Genomic DNA, 22,323 nt, shown 5'->3' with positions numbered 1-22,323 from the left:
TGGAATGTGCCAACCATTGGCATATTCGCTGGCAAAAACAAGCTCCCCGAGCATGGCAAAATTATGAGTGGCAACCGGGCGTTCTTACAGCCTCAAAAACCCAGTAAATTCAATCTATGATTGCATTTTTACGGGCCACCCGCGTTAACCATTAATTAAGATGTTGGGCGATGAAGCGGCAAATCGAATTGACTCCGAAGTGTTTCAGATTTTAACGTTTCGTTAATAAACGAGTATCCGGCAAGGGCCAGATCAAAGGCCCCCACCAAAGGCGTTGAGTATGTTTTGCGTAGTTCGCTCGACCAAGAAAATTATGGCAGCAGCTGCTTTCGCGGCTTCGGTGCTGATGACAGGCTTTGGCGCTGAGGCAGCCTCTGGCGACTTCATGCAGACCGGAAAGGTCACGTCCCAGCCGATCGGCCATTACGAATTCTGCAAGCGCGAAGCGCAGGAATGCAATATCGCCAGCCGCAACACCAGCCCGTTTCAGCTTGGCCATGCCAACTGGCAGCAGATTGTCGAAGTCAATCTTTCGGTCAATGAACGCATCAAGCCGATGACCGATATGGAAATCTACGGCGTCGAGGAATATTGGGCTTATCCAACCACCGTCGGCGATTGCGAAGACTATGTGCTTCTCAAGCAGCGCGAGCTGCAAAAGGCTGGCGTTCCGATCACCGACCTGCTGATCACTGTCGTGCGCAAGCCTGATGGTGAAGGCCATGCCGTCCTGACCGTTCGCACTGATCGTGGTGACTTCGTTCTCGACAATCTGACCGACGAAGTTCTGCGCTGGAACGAAACCGATTATACCTATCTGAAGCGTCAGGCCACGAACAATACCGGTCGCTGGGTCAGCATCGAAGCCCCGGACAACCTGCTGGTCGGTTCGGTTCGTCACTAAATCGTAAGCTTCCAAAAATTGATTTCAGACCCGGAATATGCTAGACAGTCCGGGTCTAAAAAGGAGAGGCCGGTGCGGTTAGCCCGGCTCCCGTGTAACAGCGTCTCGCATGATGCATGTACGGGTCCTGACCTTCGCGGTTCTGTTTGCAAACCCGTCGAGTCCCCTGACCTTCAACTCCGGAGCAATAGTGCGCCGGAGGACCAAGGGTTTGGACAATGAAACAGCAAATCTCCGTTATCACACTTGGTGTCGCCGACTTGGCCCCTTCGCGTCGCTTCTACGTCGAAGGCTTCGGTTGGACGCCGATATTCGAGAATGAAGAGATCGTCTTTTATCAAATGAACGGCTTTGTGCTCGGCACCTTTCTCAAAACGGCACTCGAAGCCGACATGAACTGGAACGGCCTCTTGCAACCCGGCGCATTTTCTCTTGCCCATAATGTGGAGCAAACAGCCGATGTGGAGCCGCTGATGAACCGGTTGGTAGCGGCCGGTGGGAAACTGTTACGCGCCGCCGACGCGCCTCAACATGGCGGCTTTCGCGGCTATGTCGCCGACCCAGATAATCACGCCTGGGAAATTGCCTGGAATCCGGCCTGGCAAATCGATGAGAACGGGCTCGTGACCTTCGGACTCTAGGCCCGCAACACACTCAGCATTGTTTGAAACCAGTCGTCCCTTCGGCTCAGCTCTTATTGGCCGCAAAGCGCACGAGGAGATTCCGCATCGCCGCTCGTTGCGCTATGATCTGATTCTGGCTGCTTCCACGCCTCCCCCCTCCAATCGGGAAAGCATTTTTCATGCGGGAAGTATCAATCATCGAACCAGCTGTTCGAGCAAAAAGCATGAGGAGGGATTGCGATGACTGCTCGCCACAGAAGGTCACAACGATGAAATTGTCGTCTCCCATCTATCACCTGAAGCATCGCGCAAAGCGCCTTTCACGTGATGCCCAAATTCCGCTTCATGCCGCGCTGGATCAGGTGGCTGCGCAAGAAGGCTATAAAAGCTGGAGCATGCTCGCACAGAGGTCATCGGCCTCCATGTCCGGCAAAGACCTGTATCAGTCCTTGCAAGCTGGCGATCTGGTTTTGATCGGGGCTCGTCCCGGCCATGGCAAAACCTTGCTTAGTCTGGAGATTTTGATCGAAGCGATGAAAGACGGAAAACGCGGTTTGTTTTTCTCGCTCGATTACAATGAAAAGGATGTCGCAAGCCGCTTCGACTATCTGGGGACTCGTCCCGCATTGTTCAGCGACCGTTTTGTCTTCGATAGTTCTGATGCGATCAGCGCCAGTTATGTTGCGGAAATATTGAGCCGCGAACCGGCGGGCAGTTTTGCCGTTATCGATTATCTGCAAATCCTTGATCAGAAACGCGACAAGCCGGAGCTTATGGTGCAAATCAATGCGCTCAAAGCTTTTGCCCGCGCGCATGCGATGACAATCATTTGCATTTCCCAGATCGACCGGTCGTTCGATGCTGAGGTCAAGCTCTGCCCCGACCTTGACGACGTCCGGCTGCCCAATCCGCTTGATCTTTCGCTGTTCAACAAAACCTGTTTTCTCAACAACGGCACCGTGAGGCTTCAGCTTAACGGCAATTGATCGCCGACCAAGGATCGTTTGCGGCGTGAGCAATCACGCCGCAGAAATCAACCGTTCCGCACCGATCCGATAGGAAATTGCGCCAGCTAAATGAATGCGGCTGACCTGATCCACGCCGTCGAGATCGGCCAGCGTACGCGCAACTTTCAGGATCCGATGATAGGCGCGAGCGGAAAAGCGCATCTGCTCGCTCGCATCCCGCAACAGCTTCAATCCGGCTGCATCCGGTCGCGCAACATCCTCAATCAGATTTGCCGAACAATGAGCATTCGTCATCGACGGATCGAAACCCAGCGCCGCATAGCGCGCAGCCTGCAAGCCCCTGGCGCGAGCGACCCGTTGAGCCACGGTTTCGCTGCGCTCCGACTGCGCGGGTTGGATGAGGTCAAGCGCCGAGAGGGCGGGCATGTCCACACGCAAGTCGATACGGTCCAGAAGCGGCCCGGAAATCCGCGCCTGATAGTCCGTCTGGCAGCGTGGTCCGCGGGCGCAGGTGTGGCCGGGCTCGCCCGCCATCCCACACCGACATGGGTTCATGGCGGCAATCAATTGAAAACGAGCCGGATAGCTAGTGCGGTGATTGACGCGGGCAATCAGGCATTCCCCGGTTTCCAACGGCTGACGCAGTGAATCGAGTACCTGTGGCGAGAATTCGGGAAACTCGTCGAGAAACAGCACACCATTATGCGCGAGCGACACCTCGCCCGGGCGGGCGCGCAGACCACCACCCACCATCGCAGCCATGGATGCAGAATGATGCGGCGACCGGAATGGTCGGCGGTCGGACAGTTTTCCGCCCGCCAGCTCTCCGGCAATGGACGCGATCATGGAAACATCCAGCAATTCGCGCGGAGACAAGCGCGGAAGGATTGACGGCAGACGCTGCGCCAGCATCGACTTGCCGGAACCGGGAGGGCCGACGAGAAGCAGGTTATGATTGCCCGCTGCAGCAATTTCCAGCGCGCGCTTTGCCGTTTCCTGCCCCTTGATATCCGCCAGGTCCAGCAGGTGTTCGCTGGATACCCGCATGGAAGGATCGGGCGGCGTCAAAACCTGCGTCCCACGAAAATGATTGGCAAGCGCAATCAGGCTGCGCGGCGCGAGGATATCGATATTGGCACCCGCCCAGGCCGCTTCCGGCCCGCAAGCATGCGGACAGATAAGCCCCTTCTCTTCGCGATTGGCACCGATGGCAGCAGGCAGAACGCCCGCCACAGCCGTAATCGAACCGTCCAGTGAGAGTTCGCCCAGAACCAGATAGGATTGAATTGCATCGGCCGGGATAGCGCCGATAGCCGCCATCAGCCCGACCGCGATCGGCAGATCGTAATGCGACCCTTCCTTCGGCAAATCGGCAGGTGCCAGATTGACCGTGACACGCTTGGTGGGCATCGATAGCCCCGAGGCGTGCAAAGCCGCCTGTACGCGTTCGCGACTTTCCGCCACCGCCTTGTCGGGCAGGCCGACAATCGACATCCCCATCTTGCCCGGCGCAACCATGACCTGCACGTCGACAGGCACCGCTTCTATGCCTTGAAAGGCAACCGTTCCAACCCGCGCGACCATAAGCCCCCACTCGCCACGCAGCACATCCCTAAAGTGAGAAAATGCTTAAATACAACCAGAGGATTTAAGCATTTTTCCCGAAACGGATCAAGAACGTCGTGTGGCGATTGCGGTTTGGAACTTACCAGGAAATGCGGGCGCCCAAGCGACCGGAAACGACCCGGAAGCGCTCGCCCCCCAGATTGAACTCATAGGATGCATTGGCATAAAGCGAAGTGTTGTCGGCAACCTTGGTTGTGAAGCCTGCACCCAATTCGAGGCTGGTTTCTTCCCAGGATGGGTGAACCGAGTCGTTGTTGAAATAGATCGTATCGCTCGCCTTGAACTGGTGCCAGACATTGGCCAGTACGAACGGATTGAATGGCCGTTCATTGATCGTGTAATTGCCTTGCAGACGTGCGCCGATACGGCCTGTCCAGCTATCGTTATTGTCAAAGCGGATCGAAGCACCCGGATCGCTCGTATCGTCGAAATTCTGATACTGCCAGTAGATCTGTGCTTGCGGCTCCAGCACCCATTTTTCAGTGATCGAGAATTTTTTACCGGCTTCGAGAGATGCCGTCCATTCCTTGCCGTGGAAGCTGGAACTATAGTTCGCAACCGATTCCGTATCGATGCTGAGCCAGGAATGCATGATGATGGCGTCGATATAAGCCTCATCCTGCCACGTATGGGTCCAGTACGCGCCGAGACTATAGGCATCGATATCGATATTTCCGATCTCGATATTATTGCCGTAGATGTTTCTGGCGCGCATGTCGCCCCAGCCCCGAGCATAGCTTGCCATGAGGCCGACGGTGTCCAGCTGGCCGTTGTCGTGTTCGGCGCGATAGACCGGCACGCCGAACTGCATGCCCCACTGGTTACCTTTATAGCGCTGATCTGCGAATGTGCTCAGGTTCTGGCGATATTGATCGCCGAATATACGCGCCCAGATGACGTTCTTGTTTGCCTCATCGCCAAACCAAGACTGTTCGCCATGGCGTTCGTGGAACGTGCCCAGAGCCACGCGCAGCAGGCCGCGCACGACAGTTGGCGTTGCACTCAAAATCGGAACTTCGGGACGGACCAGCGTAACACTGCCGCCGCCGTCACCACCATCCGATCCGCCGCCGGTTCCTCCACCAGTGCCACCCCCTGTACCGCCGCCAGTACCACCACCGGTTCCGCCACCTGTGCCACCGCCAGAGCCGCCGCCGGTGCTGCCACCATCGCCCTCATCCGGGCCAGGTATCAACCATTCGGCTGGAATGTTAGGGTTGCTGGTGTCGATACCGGAGAAATTGTTGCGCAGATACCAGTTATTGTCCGTGCCATCCGTCACTCCGCCCTGAACCAGCTGATATTCGTAAATGCCGGCAGAGGCGCGTCGAGCGAGCGTGAACGTGCCTGCACCGGTGGTCGCTCCGTTGACCGCCTCCACAACCAGAATACCGTTCTGCTGGGTCTGCGCGCCTGTCCCTCCTACATTGGTGACCACGATACCGGTCGAGCCGGTCGTCGTACCGCCTGAAATAACCAGCTTGTCGGACGGTGCATTGTCGCCCGCGAGAACCGTATTCAACCAGAGCTGGCCGGAATTGCCCTGATAATTACCGACAATGGTGAGGCTATCCGACGTGGAATTGGAGCCGTTGGTCAGATCGATCACGCCAGCATTCACCACTTGCGTGAGGCTGCCACTCACTGCGGGACTGATGGTCCAGGTGCCACTGCCTGCACGCAGATAGCTGGTCGAATCGATCGAGAGCGTACCGGTCGAGGTGCCGCTGTCGCCGAGCGTCAGATTGCTGTTCATCGTCAGCTCCGATGCACTCAGAAGCTGGATAAGCTCCCAGTTGATCAGACGCTGCGGATTGCTGCCCTTGGTGTTCTGCCAGGTCAGCTGATCCGTGCCGAGACCACCATTGATCTGGATGCCTCTCAGTTGCGTGTCGGTCAGCCCCTGAAACACGGCCACGTCATTTTCCGTGCCCATATCGATGCCGCCGATCAGACCGCCGGTCCATAGCATGTAGTCGGTGTCTGCGCCTGCCATCAGCGAGCCGGTGACTTCGCCGCCGGACAGTAAGAAGACGTCGTTGCCGTCGTCCTGATTGACAGTTGCGCTGACACGACCGCCGCGCATGTCAAAAATATCGTCGCCTGACCCTTGCGAAACATTGCCGTTTATCTGGCCGGGGTCGTAGTTGATGATCGTGTCATTGCCGGAACCAAGCGCGATCGTGCTCTGGATCGTGCCGTAATTTTGCACATAGGTCTGGCTGGCGCCGTTGACGAAAATGCCGTTGTTGAGCGAGGCGCCGGTGGTGTTGGTAATGTTGGTCCGGCCATCGCCATTGATGGTGACGCCGTTGTTCAGCGTGCCATCATTGGTAATGATATTGGTGCTGTTGCCGGTGAAGCTGAAAGCCGAATTGATATGCGAATTGGCGTAATTGTGGACCGTATAGGTGCCGGTACCGCTGATCGTCAGGCCGCCATTGATCGTGGCGCGATTGTCGAAAACGAGGCTGGTCGCGTCGGTTATGACAGCGCTCTGCATATTACCCGAATTGTCGACGGTCAGCGCACCCATGCTGCTGGCCGTGAAAGGGCCGTTCAGATTGGTGTTCTGCTGGATCACGACATCGAGGCTGCCAAGTCCGCTGGTGCTGAACCCGTTCGGATTGCCGTTGCAGATGACAGTACCGCCGGAAGCAGGAGATGCGGGTGTACAGTCGGCCAGCGCGGTCTCTGTATATGGAAAGAGGAAAAGAACCCCGATAACGGGTATGGGCATTTTGAACTGAGGTGCGGTCAAACGCAGTAACGGAAAGGCGTGACTTTTTCTGTTCCCAGTCGAACGACGCATAGAAATCCCCTCGAATACTATTCGTAAATCACTGAATAGATTGAATTCAGCACTAAAGCGCGACATTGGCAATAATATAAATTAGTCGAATCTAATTTTATCAAAAGGTGTTGCGAAAAGCCTCGAATGAGAAAGGCAGGGCGCTTCGAACTTTGTTTTTACAAGTTTTCTCAATGGTGTAGCTGCAACAAGCAATCGGCTGGCTAAAAAAGGAAACGGGCCTCGATTTCTCGAAGCCCGCGGCTTATTACTCATAGTTGTATAATAAAACGATCTCGCCTGAACAGAACGAGAGAGCGTTGTCGATTATCGCTTTGCTTCCACCGCATCCCAGAACAGCGCAGCGATATTGGTTCCGTCGAAACGCTCAATCTCGCGGATTCCGGTCGGCGAGGTAACATTGATCTCGGTCATATAGTCGCCAATGACATCGATGCCGACGAGAATGAAGCCACGCTCCCGCAAGGACGGTCCGATGCGTTCGCAGATTTCGCGTTCGCGCGGCGTCAGCTTGCTCTGTTCGGCCTTGCCGCCAGCATGCATGTTGGAGCGGGCGTCGGTTTCAGACGGCACGCGGTTGATCGCGCCCACCGGCTCGCCATCAATCAGGATGATGCGCTTGTCGCCTGCACGCACATCTTTCAGATAACGCTGGGCAATGAACGGCTCTCGGAAGAGCTGTCCGAACATTTCGAGCAGCGATGAGAGATTGCGATCGCCATCGGCAAGATGGAACACGCCCGCGCCGCCATTGCCATAAAGCGGCTTGAGGATGATGTCGCCGAACTCCCGGCGGAAATCCATGACTTCCTGCGGGTCCTTGGTGATGAGCGTTTCTGGCATCAGGTCAGGAAACTCGGTGACAAAAATCTTTTCGGGGCTGTTGCGCACCCAGGCCGGATCGTTGACGACCAGCGTCTTTGGATGAATGCGCTCCAGAAGATGCGTGGTGGTGATGTAGTTCATGTCGAATGGCGGGTCCTGGCGCAGCAGCACCACATCCATTTCCGACATGTCGCGGCGGATAGGCTCGCCCAGTGTGAAATGGTCGCCCACGACGTCGCGCACGTCCAGCTTTTCGAGACGGGCCGAAACGACGCCGTCGCGCATCGACAGGCGGTCAGGCGTGTAGTGATACAGCTCGTGGCCGCGCTTCTGCGCCTCCAGCGAAAGCGCAAATGTCGTGTCGCCCTTGATGTTGATCGTGCTGATATGGTCCATCTGGACCGCGACTTTGAGAGCCATGATTTCCTCGCGATTCGAAGTTGCGGGAAATCTAAAACGGAATGCACCGGCGATATAGTGCCTTTCTGCCGTCGAAACGGTGCCAATTCAGGCTTTCTGGCGTAAGCGAAACACAAAAAAGTGTTTGCGATAGGGCCTCACTTCCAAAGTACGCGCCCCACCCCATATGATGGATCACAAATAAATCCCCCTAGATTCAAGGGAACTCCATGAAAAAGATCGGCTTTCTCTCGTTCGGCCATTGGTCGCCCTCACCGCAGTCGCAAACCCGTTCGGCTGCCGATACGCTGTTGCAATCCATCGACCTGGCAGTCGCCGCTGAAGAACTGGGGGCCGATGGCGCCTATTTCCGCGTGCACCATTTTGCGCGCCAGCTCGCCTCGCCCTTCCCGCTTCTGGCCGCAGTTGGCGCCAAGACCAGCAAGATCGAGATCGGCACCGCTGTCATCGACATGCGTTATGAAAACCCGCTTTATATGGCGGAAGATGCCGGCGCTGCCGACCTGATCTCCGGCGGACGCCTGCAGCTCGGCATCAGCCGCGGCTCTCCGGAACAGGTGATCGACGGCTGGCGTTACTTCGGCTACGCGCCGGAAGAAGGCCAGACTGATGCGGATATGGGGCGCAAACATGCGGAAGTGTTTCTGCGCACCCTGAAGGGTGAAGGCTTTGCCCAGCCCAATCCGCGCCCGATGTTCCCCAACCCGCCCGGCCTGCTGCGTCTGGAACCGCATTCCGAAGGATTGCTCGACCGCATCTGGTGGGGGGCGTCGTCCAACGCTACGGCTGTCTGGGCGGCCAAGCTCGGCATGAACCTGCAAAGCTCCACGCTGAAAGACGATGAGACCGGCGAGCCGTTCCATATCCAGCAGGCGAAACAGATACGCGCCTATCGCGAAGCCTGGAAGGAAGCGGGCCACAGCCGCACGCCGCGCGTTTCGGTGAGCCGCAGCGTCTTCGCGCTCGTCGACGATCGCGATCGCGCCTATTTCGGTGCTGGCGGCAAGGAACAGGACAGCATCGGCTATATCGATGAAAACACGCGGGCGATCTTCGGTCGGTCTTATGCGGCGGAACCGGAAGATCTCATCAAGGAACTGGCGCAGGACGAGGCAATTGCAGAGGCGGATACGCTGCTTCTGACTGTTCCCAACCAGCTTGGCGTCGACTACAACGCCCATGTTATCGAAGCGATTTTGAAACATGTCGCTCCGGCGCTTGGCTGGCGCTAATCGCATTTTGATCAGCAGCGGCTTTGCCCCGGAGCGTGGGTGAAGCCGCTTCTTCATGTTTGCCCTATTGGTGCCACGTGAGAGGTTTCCAATTGGCGGGAAACTGGTCTAAGCAGAAAGCTTGCAAGACGCTTTTCGGGAGGAAAAGGTGACGTCCGTCAAAACCGCCATATTCGCCGACCATATTGCCGAGCTGGGCGAAGGTCCGGGTTACGATCCGCTGACTGGCCACGTCTGGTGGTTCGACATTCTTGGGCAGAAGCTGATCGAGCGAAACTGGGATAGCGGCGCTATGGAGGTCCATGACCTCGGCATGAAAACCAGCGCCCTTGCCGTCATCGACCGCGAACGCCAGCTTCTGGTCAGCGAACACGGGCTGTTCATCCGCGAACGCGCCAATGGACGCCTGACGATGCATCATCCGCTGGAAGCCGACAATCCGGTGACGCGCTCCAATGATGCGCGCGTCCACCCATCCGGGTCATTCTGGATTGGCACCATGGGCCGGAAGGCCGAGAAGGATGCCGGTTCCATCTGGTGGTATCGGGAAGGCCAGGTGAAGAAGCTTTTCTCCGGCATCACGATCACCAATTCGATCTGCTTTTCCCCCGATGGAAAGATCGCCTATTTCGCCGATACCGATCGCAACATTATCTGGCGCGTCGACACCGATCCAGAAAATGGTCTGCCGGTTTCGGAAAAGAGCGTCTTTCACCATCGTGTCGAGGAAGGCGGCGTTGACGGATCGGTCGTGGATGCAGAAGGCACCGTCTGGAATGCCTGCTGGGGCGGAAGAGCGCTGCACGCCTATTCGCCGCAAGGTCGTCTGATCCGCTCCATCGAGTTGCCGGTAACCCAGCCTTCCTGCCCGGCCTTTGTGGGTCCGGATGCGGCGGTGATGATCGTGACCAGCGCCCATGAAGGCATGAACGTCGAAGCGCGCAACGCCGACCCCCATGCCGGAAAAGTGCTGTTGCTCGACCTCACATTGGCAGGGCGACACGACCCGCCAGTGCTGCTCTAAAAGCTGCCAAAAAGACAAAGGCCCCTTCCGGGGCCTTTTTACATTCCAGAATGCAAGCGCTCTTTTTGCACGCACATCTTGTCCGAAAACCGCTTAGCACTTTTCGGGATGTGCTTTAGCCTTCAAAAGCCTCAACAATGAGAACTTCCCCATCCGCGACTGTCCGGCGGATAGCTGCTGCGGCCTGATATTCCGGCGAATTGAAGCAATCGAGCGCGTGCTGCATGGTCTCGAACTCGATAACGACATTGCGTGCGCGGCCTTGCCCTTCGACGGCTTCCGCCTTGCCGCCGCGCGCCAGAAACTTGGCGCCATAGCGCTCGAATGCAACCTTGGAGCCTGCCACATAATCCTTGTAGCGTTCCGGGTCGCGAACATCCACGCGAGCAATCCAATAGGCTTTTGTCATGCTTTCCTCCTCCAACATTATTTACGCAACCGAGCGCATTTCCTCCAGAATGGCAAGCGCTGACGCTTTGCGATCCGCCGCTCCGACAATCGGTCGCGCCACAACCAGATGGCTCGCACCGGCCCGAAGCGCATCCGCAGGCGTCATGACACGCTTCTGATCGCCCTTCTCAGCGCCTGCGGGACGGATGCCCGGGGTTACCACGGCCATATCCGGCCCGATGGCCTGACGAATGGCGGCAGCTTCAGCTGCGGAAGCGACGATACCGCCCAGACCTGCCTCGCGCGCCTGACGCGCACGCTTCAGCACCAGCGTTTCAGCATTGTCGGAATAGCCAGCTTCCTTCAGGTCAGCATCGTCCATCGAGGTCAGCACCGTCACGCCGAGCAGGCAAAGATCGGACCCCTTGGCCGCTTCGACGGCGGCGCGCATGGCTTTGGGATAGGCATGCAGCGTGAGCATCGAAACACCCATTTTCGCAACATTCTCCACGCCCTTGGCGATGGTGTTGTCGATGTCGAGGAGCTTCATGTCGAGGAAGACTTTTTTCTTCGCCGCAATCAGGCTCTTTGCAAAATCGAGACCGCCCGCAAAAACCAGCTGATAGCCAATCTTGTAAAAGGAAACGGCGTCGCCAAGTTCCTCAACGGCTTTTTCCGCTTCGGCGATAGTTGGCACGTCGAGGCCCACGATCAGCTGATCGCGCAATTCTGTCGTCGTCATGAAATTCTCCGCTGTGATTTTATCTTGAGCGGGATCTATTTCACGTTGAACATCATCCCGCTCAAGCATTTTGCTTAAGCATGATCGTTTCCGAAAACCGGTGCCCACTTTTCGGGATCATGCTCTAATCGCACAACAAGGCGCGGTACGAAAGATACCGCGCCCTGAAATATGCAGATTGAACGGAGAATCAGCCGACCCGGCTGATCACGCTGTGGCAGACAGCCGTGAGCATCTTCGCGCTGCGCTCATCCTTGAGCGTACCGTCTTCATTGAATGCTGCCGAGGCGCGGCCGACTGAACATTGCTCGGTCACAACCTGCGTTCCCACCGCCATGAGTACCGCGCGCAGATGATAAAGCCCGCGCATACCGGCGAACATGCCGTCCGACGTCGAACACAAGCCGACCGTCAGCCCGCTATAGGGCCGAAGCGGCTGATCACCATCCTTGGAAATACGGCTGACCCAGTCGAGCGTGTTCTTGAGCAGCGGAGGGATCGACGCATTATATTCCGGCGAGCAGATCAGAAGCGCGTCGTGTTCTGCAAAGAGCCGACCGAGCTTCATGGCGTTTTCAGGAACGCCGTGTTCCTTTTCCAGATTCTGGTCCATCAGCGGCAGCGGATAGTCGGCAAGCGTAATGCGTGTGACTTCCGCGCCCTGCGTACGCAATTCCTTTTCGGCGGCATCCGCCATATGACCCGAGAAAGCGCCAATACGGATCGAACCGGCGAAAACAAGAACACGTGCGGTCATGGAGAACTCCTATGAAGTCAGTGTCTGAATGAAAAAGCGACATGCCGTGGCGAAAATGGTGATTTCGAGAACCGGAGCGCAGCGTACTTTTGGGTACGTGAGCACCGGAAGCACAGAAATTGCCATTTGCAGACCGGCATGGTGACTTTTGGATCAGACACTCAGCCAAGCGGCTTGCGGTAAACCCAAAGCTGTGCAGGCGGAACATTGCGCATGACGAAATCATAGTGCTGAACCGTATAGTTTCCGCGACCGGCGGGAACTGGCGGCAGAGGACCATAGGTGATCTGCATGAACGGGCGACCGCGGGGAATACGCGTCAGCATGTCCTCGATGAGCTGGACGCGGCGCGCCATCGGGAAGTTGAGCAGCGGTACAGCAGAAACAATACTGTCGAATTGCTGGTCCTTCTTCTCGCCAAGCGTGGTGTCGAGATCGAAGGCATCGCCCTGGATAATGTTCACCTCGGGAAATGTCTTGTTCAGATGCTCGACGAAATCCTGCGAATATTCGATGGAGTAAAGATCGGACGGCTTCACGCCATGCTTGAGGATCGCCTTGGTGATGACGCCGGTGCCCGGTCCCAGTTCCAGAACCGGCAGACCCGAATGAATATCAATCACGCTGGCCATGCGTCGCGCGGTTATGGAGCTGGTCGGCAGAATGGCGCCTACCGCTTTCGGACCGTCAATCCACCCTTTGAAAAAACGGATTTCCTCGTCGAATTTCGCGGCGAGTTTCCTGCCGAGTTGACCTGCCATTCCGCATGCTCCCATTGTCGTTATTGGACAAGTTTATGCCGCTTTCAATTCCCTAAGCAAGGCAGGAATAAGGAAAATACGAAAAAAGGGAGCCGCATGGCTCCCCTTTCTTAATCACCTATTCCCTCGAAGAATTCCTTCATCCGTGAGAAGAACCCGGCTGATTTCGGGCTGTTCTCCTGCGAGGAGAGTTTTTCGAATTCCTCCAGTAATTCGCGCTGGCGCTTCGACAGGTTTTGCGGCGTTTCAATATCGATCTGGATATAGAGATCGCCCACTGCCTGCTGTCGCAGAACCGGCATGCCCTTGCCCTTAAGGCGGAACTGCTTGGCGTTCTGCGTACCGTCCGGAACCTTGACGCGGGTCTGGGTACCGTCCAGTGTCGAGACTTCGAACTGGCCGCCCAGCGCCGCTGTGGTCATCGAGATCGGCACCTTGCAATAAAGGTCGGAACCGTCGCGCTGGAAGAACTCATGTGGTTTGACCGACAGGAAGATGTACAGATCGCCCGATGGTCCGCCACGCATTCCGGCTTCGCCTTCGCCTGCAAGGCGAATGCGGGTGCCATCCTCAATACCGGCCGGGATATTGACCGAGAGCGAACGCTCCTGCGTGACGCGGCCCTGACCATGGCACTTGCCACAAGGGTCCTTGATGACCTGTCCGCGACCGTTACAGGTCGGGCAAGTGCGTTCCACAGAGAAGAAGCCCTGCGCCGCGCGAACACGGCCCGAACCCGAACACATGGTACAGGTGGTGGGCTGCGAACCGGCCTTGGCTCCAGAACCAGAGCATTCGTCACAGGTGATGGAGGTCGGCACGCGAATTTGCGCGGTCTTGCCGGCAAATGCTTCTTCGAGCGTCACTTCCATATTATAGCGCAGATCGGCGCCGCGTTCGCGACCGTTGCTGGAACGGCGGCGACCGCCACCCATCATCTCGCCAAAAATATCTTCGAAAATATCGGCAAAACCGCCTGCGCCACCAAAGCCATTGCCGAAACCGGCGCCTGCGCCGCCATTTTCAAAGGCAGCATGGCCGAAACGATCATAGGCAGCCCGCTTCTGCGGGTCCTTCAGCGTTTCGTAAGCCTCGCCGATTTCCTTGAACTTGCGTTCAGCTTCCGGATTATCCGGATTGCGATCAGGATGGTACTGCATGGCAAGCTTGCGAAAAGCCGCTTTCAGCGTCTTGTCATCGCAGGACTTTTCTACGCCCAATGCTTCGTAATAATCGATCTTCATACGTCCGTTACCCCGGCGGCTGGACCGGACTCCCAACCGGAGCCTTCGTTATTATTCGTCATATGCCGAATACAGAAACTGGCAAAAGCCCGGCATGGAGCCGGGCTTTCACTGTCAGCGGCAGATGATTACGACTTCTTCTTGTCGTCGTCGATTTCTTCATAGTCGGCGTCAACGACATCGTCCTTGGACGAAGCGTTTTCACCGCCTTCAGCCTCTGCACCTTCAGAAGCCTGCGCTGCCTCATACATGGCCTGACCGAGCTTCATTGCCGTTTCAGCAAGCGTCTGGGTCTTGGCCTTGATGTCTTCAGCGTCGTCGCCTTCAAGCGAGGTCTTGAGTGCTGCAACAGCACCTTCGATTGCCTGCTTGTCGTCTTCCGAGACCTTGTCGCCATAATCCTTCAGCGACTTTTCAGTCGAGTGGATCAGGCTTTCGGCCTGGTTCTTGGCTTCGACAGCATCGCGGCGCTTCTTGTCGGCGTCGGCATTGGCCTCGGCGTCCTTGACCATCTTTTCGATGTCGGCATCCGACAGACCGCCCGAAGCCTGAATGCGGATCTGGTGCTCCTTGCCGGTGCCCTTATCCTTGGCAGAGACGTTCACGATGCCGTTGGCATCGATGTCGAAGGTCACTTCGATCTGCGGCACGCCACGCGGTGCAGGCGGAATGCCCACGAGGTCGAACTGGCCGAGGATCTTGTTGTCGGCAGCCATTTCACGCTCGCCCTGGAAGACGCGGATCGTCACAGCCGACTGGTTGTCTTCGGCAGTGGAGAAGGTCTGCGACTTCTTGGTCGGGATGGTCGTGTTGCGGTCGATCAGACGGGTGAACACGCCACCCAGCGTTTCGATGCCGAGCGACAGCGGGGTCACGTCGAGCAGCAGAACGTCCTTGACGTCGCCCTGCAGAACGCCACCCTGAATTGCCGCGCCCATGGCGACGACTTCGTCCGGGTTCACACCCTTATGCGGTTCCTTGCCGAAGAAGGCCTTCACGACTTCCTGAATCTTAGGCATGCGGGTCATGCCGCCGACCAGAACCACTTCGTCGATTTCACCAGCCTTGAGACCGGCATCCTTCAGAGCGGCCTTGCACGGCTCGATCGTGCGCTTGACGAGATCTTCAACCAGGCTTTCGAACTTGGCGCGCGACAGCTTGATTGCAAGGTGCTTCGGACCGCTCGCATCAGCGGTGATGAACGGCAGGTTGATTTCGGTCTGCTGGGCAGCCGACAGTTCAATCTTTGCCTTTTCGGCAGCTTCCTTAAGACGCTGCAGAGCAAGCTTGTCGTTCTTCAGATCGATGCCGCTTTCCTTCTTGAACTCGGTGATCATGTAGTCGACGATGTGCATGTCGAAGTCTTCACCGCCGAGGAACGTGTCGCCGTTGGTGGACTTCACTTCAAACACGCCGTCGCCGATTTCGAGGACCGACACGTCGAAGGTGCCGCCGCCAAGATCGTATACGGCAATGGTCTTGCCTTCGTTCTTGTCGAGGCCATAAGCCAGCGCAGCAGCGGTCGGCTCGTTGATGATACGCAGCACTTCCAGACCGGCAATCTTGCCTGCGTCCTTGGTGGCCTGACGCTGGGCGTCGTTGAAATAAGCCGGAACCGTGATAACGGCCTGCGTGACGGTTTCACCGAGATAGGATTCAGCCGTTTCCTTCATCTTCTGAAGGATCATCGCGGAAACCTGCGATGGCGAATACTTCTTGCCGTGAACTTCTACCCACGCATCGCCGTTGTCGCCCTTGACGATGTGGTATGGGACAAGATCCTTGTCCTTGGTTACCATCGGGTCGTCGAAACGGCGACCGATCAGGCGCTTGACTGCAAAGAGGGTGCCTTCCGGATTGGTGACAGCCTGACGTTTCGCAGGCTGACCAGCGAGACGTTCGTCACCATCGGTGAAAGCAATAATGGAAGGCGTCGTGCGGGCGCCTTCGGCATTCTCGATGACCTTCGCGCTCTTACCGTCCATGACGGCGACGCAGGAGTTGGTCGTTCCCAGATCGATACCAATAACTTTAGCCATATTTCTCTCCATTCAGCAAACCGCCAAGACCTCTACCGAGCGTTCCATGGGCGGTTCCTACGGTTTTCACAATGCCCGCTTCAAGGTTGGGTTCCGGAGGTTTTTTCTAGAGCCTCCGGCCTGTCATCGAAGCCCTGTGCGAGGCGTATATAAGAAAGGCGCTTTTTCACTGCAAGTCAGAACAGCCGGACAGCCTTAAATTCCTTCCCGGCTATTCTGACAGGTCTGTTTCCAGACGGTTCTATACCTCTACGAAACCACTATTTTTGCCCGCGCGATAGATCGCATCGATAAAGCGCTGATTTGCTTTGGAATTCTCCAATGAAAACAAGCCTACATCCTCGCCCTGCACCGCGCGCACGAAGCTCTGCGCCTGCAACTGATAGTGATTTGCGTCCGAAAACGACCATTCCGTCGCTTCCGTATGGCCTGCGTCATGAAGCGTGATGCGGCCATGACCGTATTTTCCGGTGTTGAACGGCGCATGAACTTCAATGAAGCCCTTGTCGCCGTGGAAAACCATAGTCTGGCGTCCAGCAAGCTGAGTCGCGACATAGAAGGTCATGTCAAAGCCGTCGAATCGCGCCGCGACATTGGCATAGCGGTCAGTGCCAAAGTTCGGATCGATCTCGACCGAAGCCTGCACCGAGAGCGGCTCCTTGCCCGTCACCATGCGCGTCACGACCGTCGGGTAAACGCCGATATCGGGCAGAGCGCCGCCGCCAAGGTCCGGCTGGTTGCGCATATTGCCCGGATCGACGTTGAAATAGGTGAAAGCGCCCTGAACATGGCGCAAGGTGCCAATGGCGCCTTCCGCCAGCAATGCGCGCACCTTGATCCACTGCGGATGATAATAGACCATGAAGGCCTCGGCGATCGTGACCTTGTGCTTGTCACGCGCGGCGATGAGCTGGTCGATATCATCGGCCTTGAGCGCGATGGGCTTTTCACACAGCACATGTTTGCCAGCTTCTGCGGCCTTGATCGTCCATTCGATATGCTGCGATGTCGGCAGCGGGATATAAACGCCGTCCACCTGATCGCTGGCGAGCAATTCCTCATAGGAGCCGAAGGCAAGCGGAGCGCCAAAACGGTCGGCCACAGCCCGGGCACGGGCGTGATCGCGGCTCGCGATTGCGTGGACAACGCCGTTATCCGATGCGGCGAATGCGGGAATCACCTGCGTGACGCCGATTTTGGCGGTGGAAAGAATACCCCAGCGGAACATGCCATTTCCTTCGTTCAGATCGTTACTCTCACAAAACGCATCGCCGAATCATTCTGGCGCGTCCCAGTCCTGAAAAGTCAGTTCCGGCCAGTATGAAAGCGCGCGGCGCGCCTTGGTGCGATGCGTTGCGGCGTTATCGATGGCACGATTAGGTCTGAGACGAAACGAAAAAATGTCGTCGAGGCCGAAGGGCGTCTGTAACGTCAGCGCGCCATCGCTTTCCAAGCGGGCGCCGACGCAGTGCGCGATGGTTGAAAAGCGCCCAATCGATTCCGTCGCAGAGCGCAGCGGTTCGTAAGGCTGACCGAAGCGCTGTTCGAACCACAGATGCACCCGCGCCTGATTGCGTATTTCGACCGGCAGAGAAAAATCGCTGAAAAGAGCCTTTCCGTGTTCGATCAGTCTGTCTTCCGCCTCCCAGGACAGATCACGTGCATCGAAATAGAAAATATCGACATCTTTGATGCCGTGCAGCACGGGGCATTCGGTCAGGTGATTCCAGACACTGTTATAAAGCGCGCCAGAGACAATCCAGAATTCCAGACTTTCTTTGCCATTCCCAGTTAGTCCGCTGGACGTAGCAAAGGCTTGCAGGCGGGAAAAAGCATCTTTCAGGAGCGGGTTTTGCAGGATGATCTCTGTGAAGACCGCCCGCTGTTCGTTCTCTGGCAATCCGGCATAGCGCAGATGGTTCATCCTGCTCATTCCTGTCAATTTGGACCTGGGTTCAAGTTTCGGCGCCAAAAGCAAAGCGTAAAAAGAAGTTCATGAGTACCGCTCTCAATATTATAAGTCGCTAATAAGACTTGTTATTCCGTTCTACACATGCTCTCTGCGCGCTATGCAAACAGGATCTGTTACAAAAGTGCTTGGCATTTTTGCCATTGCCGCCGCTGTCATCGCTTGCTTTGCCCTCGTGGGACTGGCCCTGGTCTACGGGATGTATGGCGTCATCTTCATTGATGGCGTTGCAAGCGCCGTTCTCCTTGTCGTTTTCTCCGCGATATTCTGGTTCACCAAGGTCGACTGGCGCAAGCCGGAAGCAGCCGCGATCATGATTTCCTTCATGGCCTTCACTGCCATGTTCTTCGATAGCCGCGGCAATCCGCTCTATAACCAGCCGCTGGCATGGATTTTCGGCAGCCCCGGAAGCCATATGCAGATCAGGGAAATCGTCAGCCATGGCGGCGGGAGCACCAGCGTGAACTACGATTTCCAGCTCATCAACATCTATGGCGCCATCGAACGCTCCATCAGCGGCTGGATCGTCATCCCGTTCCGCTTCTTTGAATATCTGGTGGTGTTGTCCGTCGTCGTTTCAATCATCACCTTCATCAGAAAACGCTCCGGCAACAACTGGCTGCCGGACAATGCTCGTGAATAATTGAGGACACAGCGTCCGGTTCTTAAAAGAGGAAAAGCACATGAGACGATTTTCGCCGCGCGCAATCCTGTTTGCGTTTCTGGCAGTCCTTCTGCCTGCCACGGCCTTCGCGCAATCCGCCAATGAGGCCGATCCGAATGCCGCCATTGAGAAGATGAACGCCTATGTTTCGCTTCTCAATCGCACGATCCGCGCATCGGAATCGCTCGGCAGATATGACAGCTGGGTCGATATGAAAAAGGGGCCAACCGGCAAGGAGCGCAATGTCTACGGGCTCTATTCGCTCTATGACGTGCGCAGCGAAATCGAAGCCGCCGAGGGCGCGACCAAGGCCGATCCGAAAATGCCAGATCTCGATGCGGCCATGGAAAGCTACATCGCGATTTACCAGAAGCTGGCGCCAGTGATCGAAAAGGCCAGCAAATACTATGATCGCAAGGACTATATGTCCGACAAGTTTGCCGAAGCCAAAGCCTTCCACAAGCAGATTGCCGACTATGCGCCGGAATTCCTGAAGGAGCGCAAGCGTGTCGACGCGCTTCTGGATGAAGAGAAGAGCAAGATCGATCTTGCAGAACTCGACGCCCTTGAAAAGGCGGAAGGCAAGAAGGCCAACTGGCACGTCCGTAATGTCATGATGCGCGCCAAGTCGGTGGTGGACCTGCTGCCGGACAATGACAAGCCGGTGGTCGACATGGAAGCCTTCGGCAAGGCGATGGATGTCTATGCGGCCGCCGTACGCGAAATGGATGACTACGCCTCGGAGCATCCGAACTCCTTCCACGTCTTCGAATCCCGCCCGGCAAGCCTGCTCGGCAAACTGCGTTCGTTCCAGCAAGCGCTGCAGAAGACCAAGGGCGACGCCCGCAAGGCACGCGTTGGTTCCGACCTCGAATGGATCGTCAACGACTATAATATGATGGTCTCGACCTCTCAGTCGGCCACCATGTTTTCCAAGGACTGACCCGTTTACATCTGTAGCGTCAGAAAAAAGCCGGGGCATGCCCCGGCTTTTTATTGTCGTTTTGAATTGCGGTTACATGCGCCGCAAGGCGGGCGGAGCCAGCGTCAGTAACCCGGCCAGCGTCATGGCAAAGCCAACCCACAGTGGCGCGTGCAGACCATATCCTGCCTCCATCGCCTGACCACCGATCCAAGGGCCGAGGCCAAGTCCGATATTGATGACCGATGCATGCATCGCATTCACCAATGCACCGGGATGGGCAATGCGCATCACGCGTGCCACAAAGGCGGGGTTCAGCGCAATTCCCGTCAGGCCGATCATCACAATGGCAAGGATCGCAGCTGGCTTGAGTTCTGCGAAGAGCGCGAAGATCAGCATGGCTGCGAGCATCACCACCAGACCAGCGAAGATGGTCATGATCGTGTATCGGTCGGCAAAACGACCGGAAACATAGTTGCCGACAATATTGGCGGCGCCATAGACGGCAAGCAGAAACGGAACCTGCATGGCCGAGAAACCGGCCAGCTCCACGGTGATCGGCGACAGATAGCTGTAAACCGCAAAGGACGAGCCGATGACCAGCGCACTTGTCGCATAGGCCGCCCAGAGCTTCGGCTTGCGCATTTCCGCCAGTTCTGAGCGCAGGTCAGCCTGGGGTCCGTCGCGGGTCGTTTCGATCTTCAGCGCGATGACCAGCGCGCAAAGCAGAATCAGCACCACGATGCTCCAGAAGCTGGCGCGCCAGCCGAAAGCATTGGTGATTGCCGTTGCAATCGGCACGCCGAGCACGGTGCAGAGCATCAATCCGGCAAAGACCAGCGACGATGCCCGCCCCCGCAATTCCGGCGCGACCAGCTGTGCGGTGATGGCCAGCATGAGGCCGAAACTCGTCGCGGCGGCCATGCCGGTCAGCACACGGGCAACCAGAAGCACATGGAAATTGCTGGTGGAGGCGGCAACGCTCTGGGCAAGCGCGTAGAAGATCAAGAGGCCCAGAAGCCCACGCTTGTTCTCGATCTTGAGGGCGAGAAACAGTACGGTCACCAGCGGACCGCCAATCATCATGCCCAAGGCATAGAGCGAGATCAGATTGCCGATATCGGCAATGGACCGGCCAAAAGCCTCCTGAAGCGAAGGCATCATGCCCGAGATCATCAACTCGGAGGTCGTCAGCGCAAAAACGCCGAGACTGAGGCAATAGACAACCATCGGTATTGCCCGCGCCTCTTTACGGGACATGGACGTCCCTTCCGCCGCAAGGGCAGATTCGCACGAATCGTTCATGGAGACGAATCCTATTTATGTAATAATGATTATATAATTCATATCGACTTGTTCGGAGACGTCAAGCGAATTATATAAGACAGACTATAGAAAGGGAGGAAAAATGGTTTCGCGCGGTCGCCCGCGCAGTTTCGATCGCGATGCTGCGCTGGACAAGGTCATGAAGGTGTTCTGGGCCAAAGGCTATGAATGCGCCCAGATCAGTGATTTCACGACAGCCATAGGCATTACGCCGCCGAGCTTCTATGCCGCTTTCGGCAATAAGGAGCAGGCTTTTCGCGAGGCCGTCGATTTTTACCGGCGCACCATCGGCGCCACCCCCTTCGCAGCTTTGGAAGACGCCGCCGCCATTCAGGATGGCATACGCCTTTGGCTCGAATTGAGCGCGGACAGCGCTTTTGCCTGTCCGGCTGGCGGCTGCATGATCAGCGTCAGCTCGATCCAGTGCAAACCGGAGAATGTGCCGGTCAAGGAGTTCCTGACCGCCATTCGCCATACCAATCAGGAACTGCTTTCGAAACGCCTGCAACGCGCCTTGTGCGATGGCGACCTGCCAGCAAATACCGATATCACCCAGATGAGTGAGTTCTACCACGCAATCCAGCAGAGCCTCTCCTATGAGGCGCGCGACGGAAGTTCGCGTGCGGCAGTGCAAAAGATCATCGACATGGCCATGCGCGCCATGCCGCAACGCCAGACCACAGCCGTCACGGAAGACGCATGACCGAATTGCTCTATACAGGCGGCTGCCTTTGTGGCGCCATCCGCTTCGAAGCGCAGGGACCTGTCGCCAATCCGCATTTCTGTTCGTGCAAAAACTGCCAGCGCCATACGGGATCGTTTGATGCGGGCTGGGTCGAGTTTGACGCCGACCGGGTCCGATGGACCGGACCAGCAGGCACGCCGTCCACCTATCGCTCGTCCGATTATTCTAGCAGGGCCTTCTGCCAGTCTTGCGGCAGTTCCATAGGTGCGATCGACGACGCGCCGGTGATTGCCCTTCTCATTGGCGGCTTTGATGACAACAAGCGCCCTGAGTTACAATCCGAGTATCATTCTTTCGAAGATATGCGCCCGGACTGGCTGTAACACCGAG

At 56.8% G+C, this 22,323-nt stretch carries 21 protein-coding genes; 9 read left to right on the top strand and 12 right to left on the bottom strand.

Annotated elements, in window-relative coordinates:
- Positions 1–280: 280 nt before the first annotated feature.
- The 3 genes from FHW03_RS01300 to FHW03_RS01290 all read left to right on the top strand — a co-directional run bounded on the left by FHW03_RS01300 (position 281) and on the right by FHW03_RS01290 (position 2,513).
- On the top strand, positions 281–904 hold the full coding sequence (locus tag FHW03_RS01300; protein ID WP_182519013.1) for a transglutaminase-like cysteine peptidase: 624 nt from the start codon (positions 281–283) through the stop codon (positions 902–904).
- Between the two features lie 218 nt (positions 905–1,122).
- Entirely contained in the window at positions 1,123–1,545 is a 423-nt protein-coding gene (locus tag FHW03_RS01295; protein ID WP_182519012.1) for a VOC family protein, read from the top strand.
- A gap of 251 nt (positions 1,546–1,796) precedes the next feature.
- Positions 1,797–2,513, top strand: a complete 717-nt coding sequence (locus tag FHW03_RS01290) for a DNA helicase (protein ID WP_182519011.1) — start codon at positions 1,797–1,799, stop codon at positions 2,511–2,513.
- A gap of 33 nt (positions 2,514–2,546) precedes the next feature.
- Here the strand turns inward: FHW03_RS01290 and FHW03_RS01285 are convergent, their stop codons facing one another.
- The 3 genes from FHW03_RS01285 to gshB form a co-directional block, all read right to left on the bottom strand.
- Complete coding sequence (locus FHW03_RS01285) at positions 2,547–4,079, bottom strand: YifB family Mg chelatase-like AAA ATPase (protein WP_182519010.1); 1,533 nt, start codon at positions 4,077–4,079, stop codon at positions 2,547–2,549.
- A gap of 121 nt (positions 4,080–4,200) precedes the next feature.
- Positions 4,201–6,861 carry an autotransporter outer membrane beta-barrel domain-containing protein gene (locus FHW03_RS01280; RefSeq protein WP_182519009.1) on the bottom strand — a complete coding sequence of 887 codons (2,661 nt, stop codon included), beginning with the start codon at positions 6,859–6,861 and terminating at the stop codon, positions 4,201–4,203.
- Positions 6,862–7,239: 378 nt separating this feature from the next.
- Positions 7,240–8,178 carry a glutathione synthase gene (gshB, locus tag FHW03_RS01275; protein WP_182519008.1) on the bottom strand — a complete coding sequence of 313 codons (939 nt, stop codon included), beginning with the start codon at positions 8,176–8,178 and terminating at the stop codon, positions 7,240–7,242.
- Positions 8,179–8,387: 209 nt separating this feature from the next.
- Between gshB and FHW03_RS01270 the strand changes: the two genes are divergently transcribed.
- Both FHW03_RS01270 and FHW03_RS01265 read left to right on the top strand, forming a co-directional pair.
- Positions 8,388–9,410, top strand: coding sequence for an LLM class flavin-dependent oxidoreductase (locus FHW03_RS01270; protein ID WP_078337688.1), 1,023 nt, complete (start codon positions 8,388–8,390; stop codon positions 9,408–9,410).
- 148 nt (positions 9,411–9,558) lie between these two features.
- Entirely contained in the window at positions 9,559–10,434 is an 876-nt protein-coding gene (locus FHW03_RS01265) for an SMP-30/gluconolactonase/LRE family protein (RefSeq protein ID WP_182519007.1), read from the top strand.
- 115 nt (positions 10,435–10,549) lie between these two features.
- On the opposite strand, the gene FHW03_RS01260 is transcribed toward FHW03_RS01265, so the two are convergent.
- From FHW03_RS01260 to FHW03_RS01225, 8 genes are all read right to left on the bottom strand, one after another.
- Positions 10,550–10,843 carry a DUF1330 domain-containing protein gene (locus tag FHW03_RS01260; protein WP_078337686.1) on the bottom strand — a complete coding sequence of 98 codons (294 nt, stop codon included), beginning with the start codon at positions 10,841–10,843 and terminating at the stop codon, positions 10,550–10,552.
- Positions 10,844–10,864: 21 nt separating this feature from the next.
- Positions 10,865–11,566: an orotidine-5'-phosphate decarboxylase gene (pyrF, locus tag FHW03_RS01255; RefSeq protein ID WP_182519006.1), complete on the bottom strand. Its 702-nt coding sequence runs from the start codon at positions 11,564–11,566 to the stop codon at positions 10,865–10,867.
- Positions 11,567–11,756: 190 nt separating this feature from the next.
- Positions 11,757–12,323, bottom strand: coding sequence for an NAD(P)H-dependent oxidoreductase (locus FHW03_RS01250; RefSeq protein WP_182519005.1), 567 nt, complete (start codon positions 12,321–12,323; stop codon positions 11,757–11,759).
- 161 nt (positions 12,324–12,484) lie between these two features.
- Entirely contained in the window at positions 12,485–13,084 is a 600-nt protein-coding gene (gene pmtA / locus FHW03_RS01245; RefSeq protein ID WP_182519004.1) for a phospholipid N-methyltransferase PmtA, read from the bottom strand.
- Positions 13,085–13,194: 110 nt separating this feature from the next.
- Positions 13,195–14,328, bottom strand: coding sequence for a molecular chaperone DnaJ (gene dnaJ, locus FHW03_RS01240; protein WP_182519003.1), 1,134 nt, complete (start codon positions 14,326–14,328; stop codon positions 13,195–13,197).
- 128 nt (positions 14,329–14,456) lie between these two features.
- The gene (dnaK, locus tag FHW03_RS01235; RefSeq protein WP_182519002.1) at positions 14,457–16,367 is read right to left on the bottom strand and encodes a molecular chaperone DnaK; all 1,911 of its coding nucleotides are present in this window, start codon (positions 16,365–16,367) and stop codon (positions 14,457–14,459) included.
- Positions 16,368–16,608: 241 nt separating this feature from the next.
- Positions 16,609–17,595 (bottom strand): Gfo/Idh/MocA family protein, encoded by a 987-nt coding sequence (locus FHW03_RS01230; RefSeq protein WP_182519001.1) that lies wholly within the window; start codon positions 17,593–17,595, stop codon positions 16,609–16,611.
- A gap of 48 nt (positions 17,596–17,643) precedes the next feature.
- Positions 17,644–18,291, bottom strand: coding sequence for a nucleotidyltransferase family protein (locus tag FHW03_RS01225; RefSeq protein WP_182519000.1), 648 nt, complete (start codon positions 18,289–18,291; stop codon positions 17,644–17,646).
- Between the two features lie 169 nt (positions 18,292–18,460).
- On the opposite strand from FHW03_RS01225, the gene FHW03_RS01220 reads away from it, so the two are divergent.
- Both FHW03_RS01220 and FHW03_RS01215 read left to right on the top strand, forming a co-directional pair.
- The gene (locus FHW03_RS01220) at positions 18,461–18,979 is read left to right on the top strand and encodes a hypothetical protein (protein ID WP_377513850.1); all 519 of its coding nucleotides are present in this window, start codon (positions 18,461–18,463) and stop codon (positions 18,977–18,979) included.
- 40 nt (positions 18,980–19,019) lie between these two features.
- Positions 19,020–19,943, top strand: coding sequence for a YiiG family protein (locus tag FHW03_RS01215; RefSeq protein ID WP_182518998.1), 924 nt, complete (start codon positions 19,020–19,022; stop codon positions 19,941–19,943).
- A gap of 72 nt (positions 19,944–20,015) precedes the next feature.
- Here the strand turns inward: FHW03_RS01215 and FHW03_RS01210 are convergent, their stop codons facing one another.
- Complete coding sequence (locus FHW03_RS01210; RefSeq protein ID WP_377513848.1) at positions 20,016–21,182, bottom strand: MFS transporter; 1,167 nt, start codon at positions 21,180–21,182, stop codon at positions 20,016–20,018.
- A 148-nt stretch (positions 21,183–21,330) separates the two neighbouring features.
- Between FHW03_RS01210 and FHW03_RS01205 the strand changes: the two genes are divergently transcribed.
- The gene (locus FHW03_RS01205) at positions 21,331–21,951 is read left to right on the top strand and encodes a TetR/AcrR family transcriptional regulator (RefSeq protein WP_182518996.1); all 621 of its coding nucleotides are present in this window, start codon (positions 21,331–21,333) and stop codon (positions 21,949–21,951) included.
- Positions 21,948–22,316: a GFA family protein gene (locus tag FHW03_RS01200; RefSeq protein WP_182518995.1), complete on the top strand. Its 369-nt coding sequence runs from the start codon at positions 21,948–21,950 to the stop codon at positions 22,314–22,316. The genes FHW03_RS01205 and FHW03_RS01200 overlap by 4 nt, the downstream gene beginning before the upstream one ends.
- Positions 22,317–22,323: the final 7 nt, after the last annotated feature.

It is taken from the genome of Ochrobactrum sp. RH2CCR150 (assembly GCA_014138095.1).
Classification (GTDB): domain Bacteria; phylum Pseudomonadota; class Alphaproteobacteria; order Rhizobiales; family Rhizobiaceae; genus Brucella; species Brucella gambitense.
This window is presented reverse-complemented; position numbering and strand designations above follow the sequence as displayed.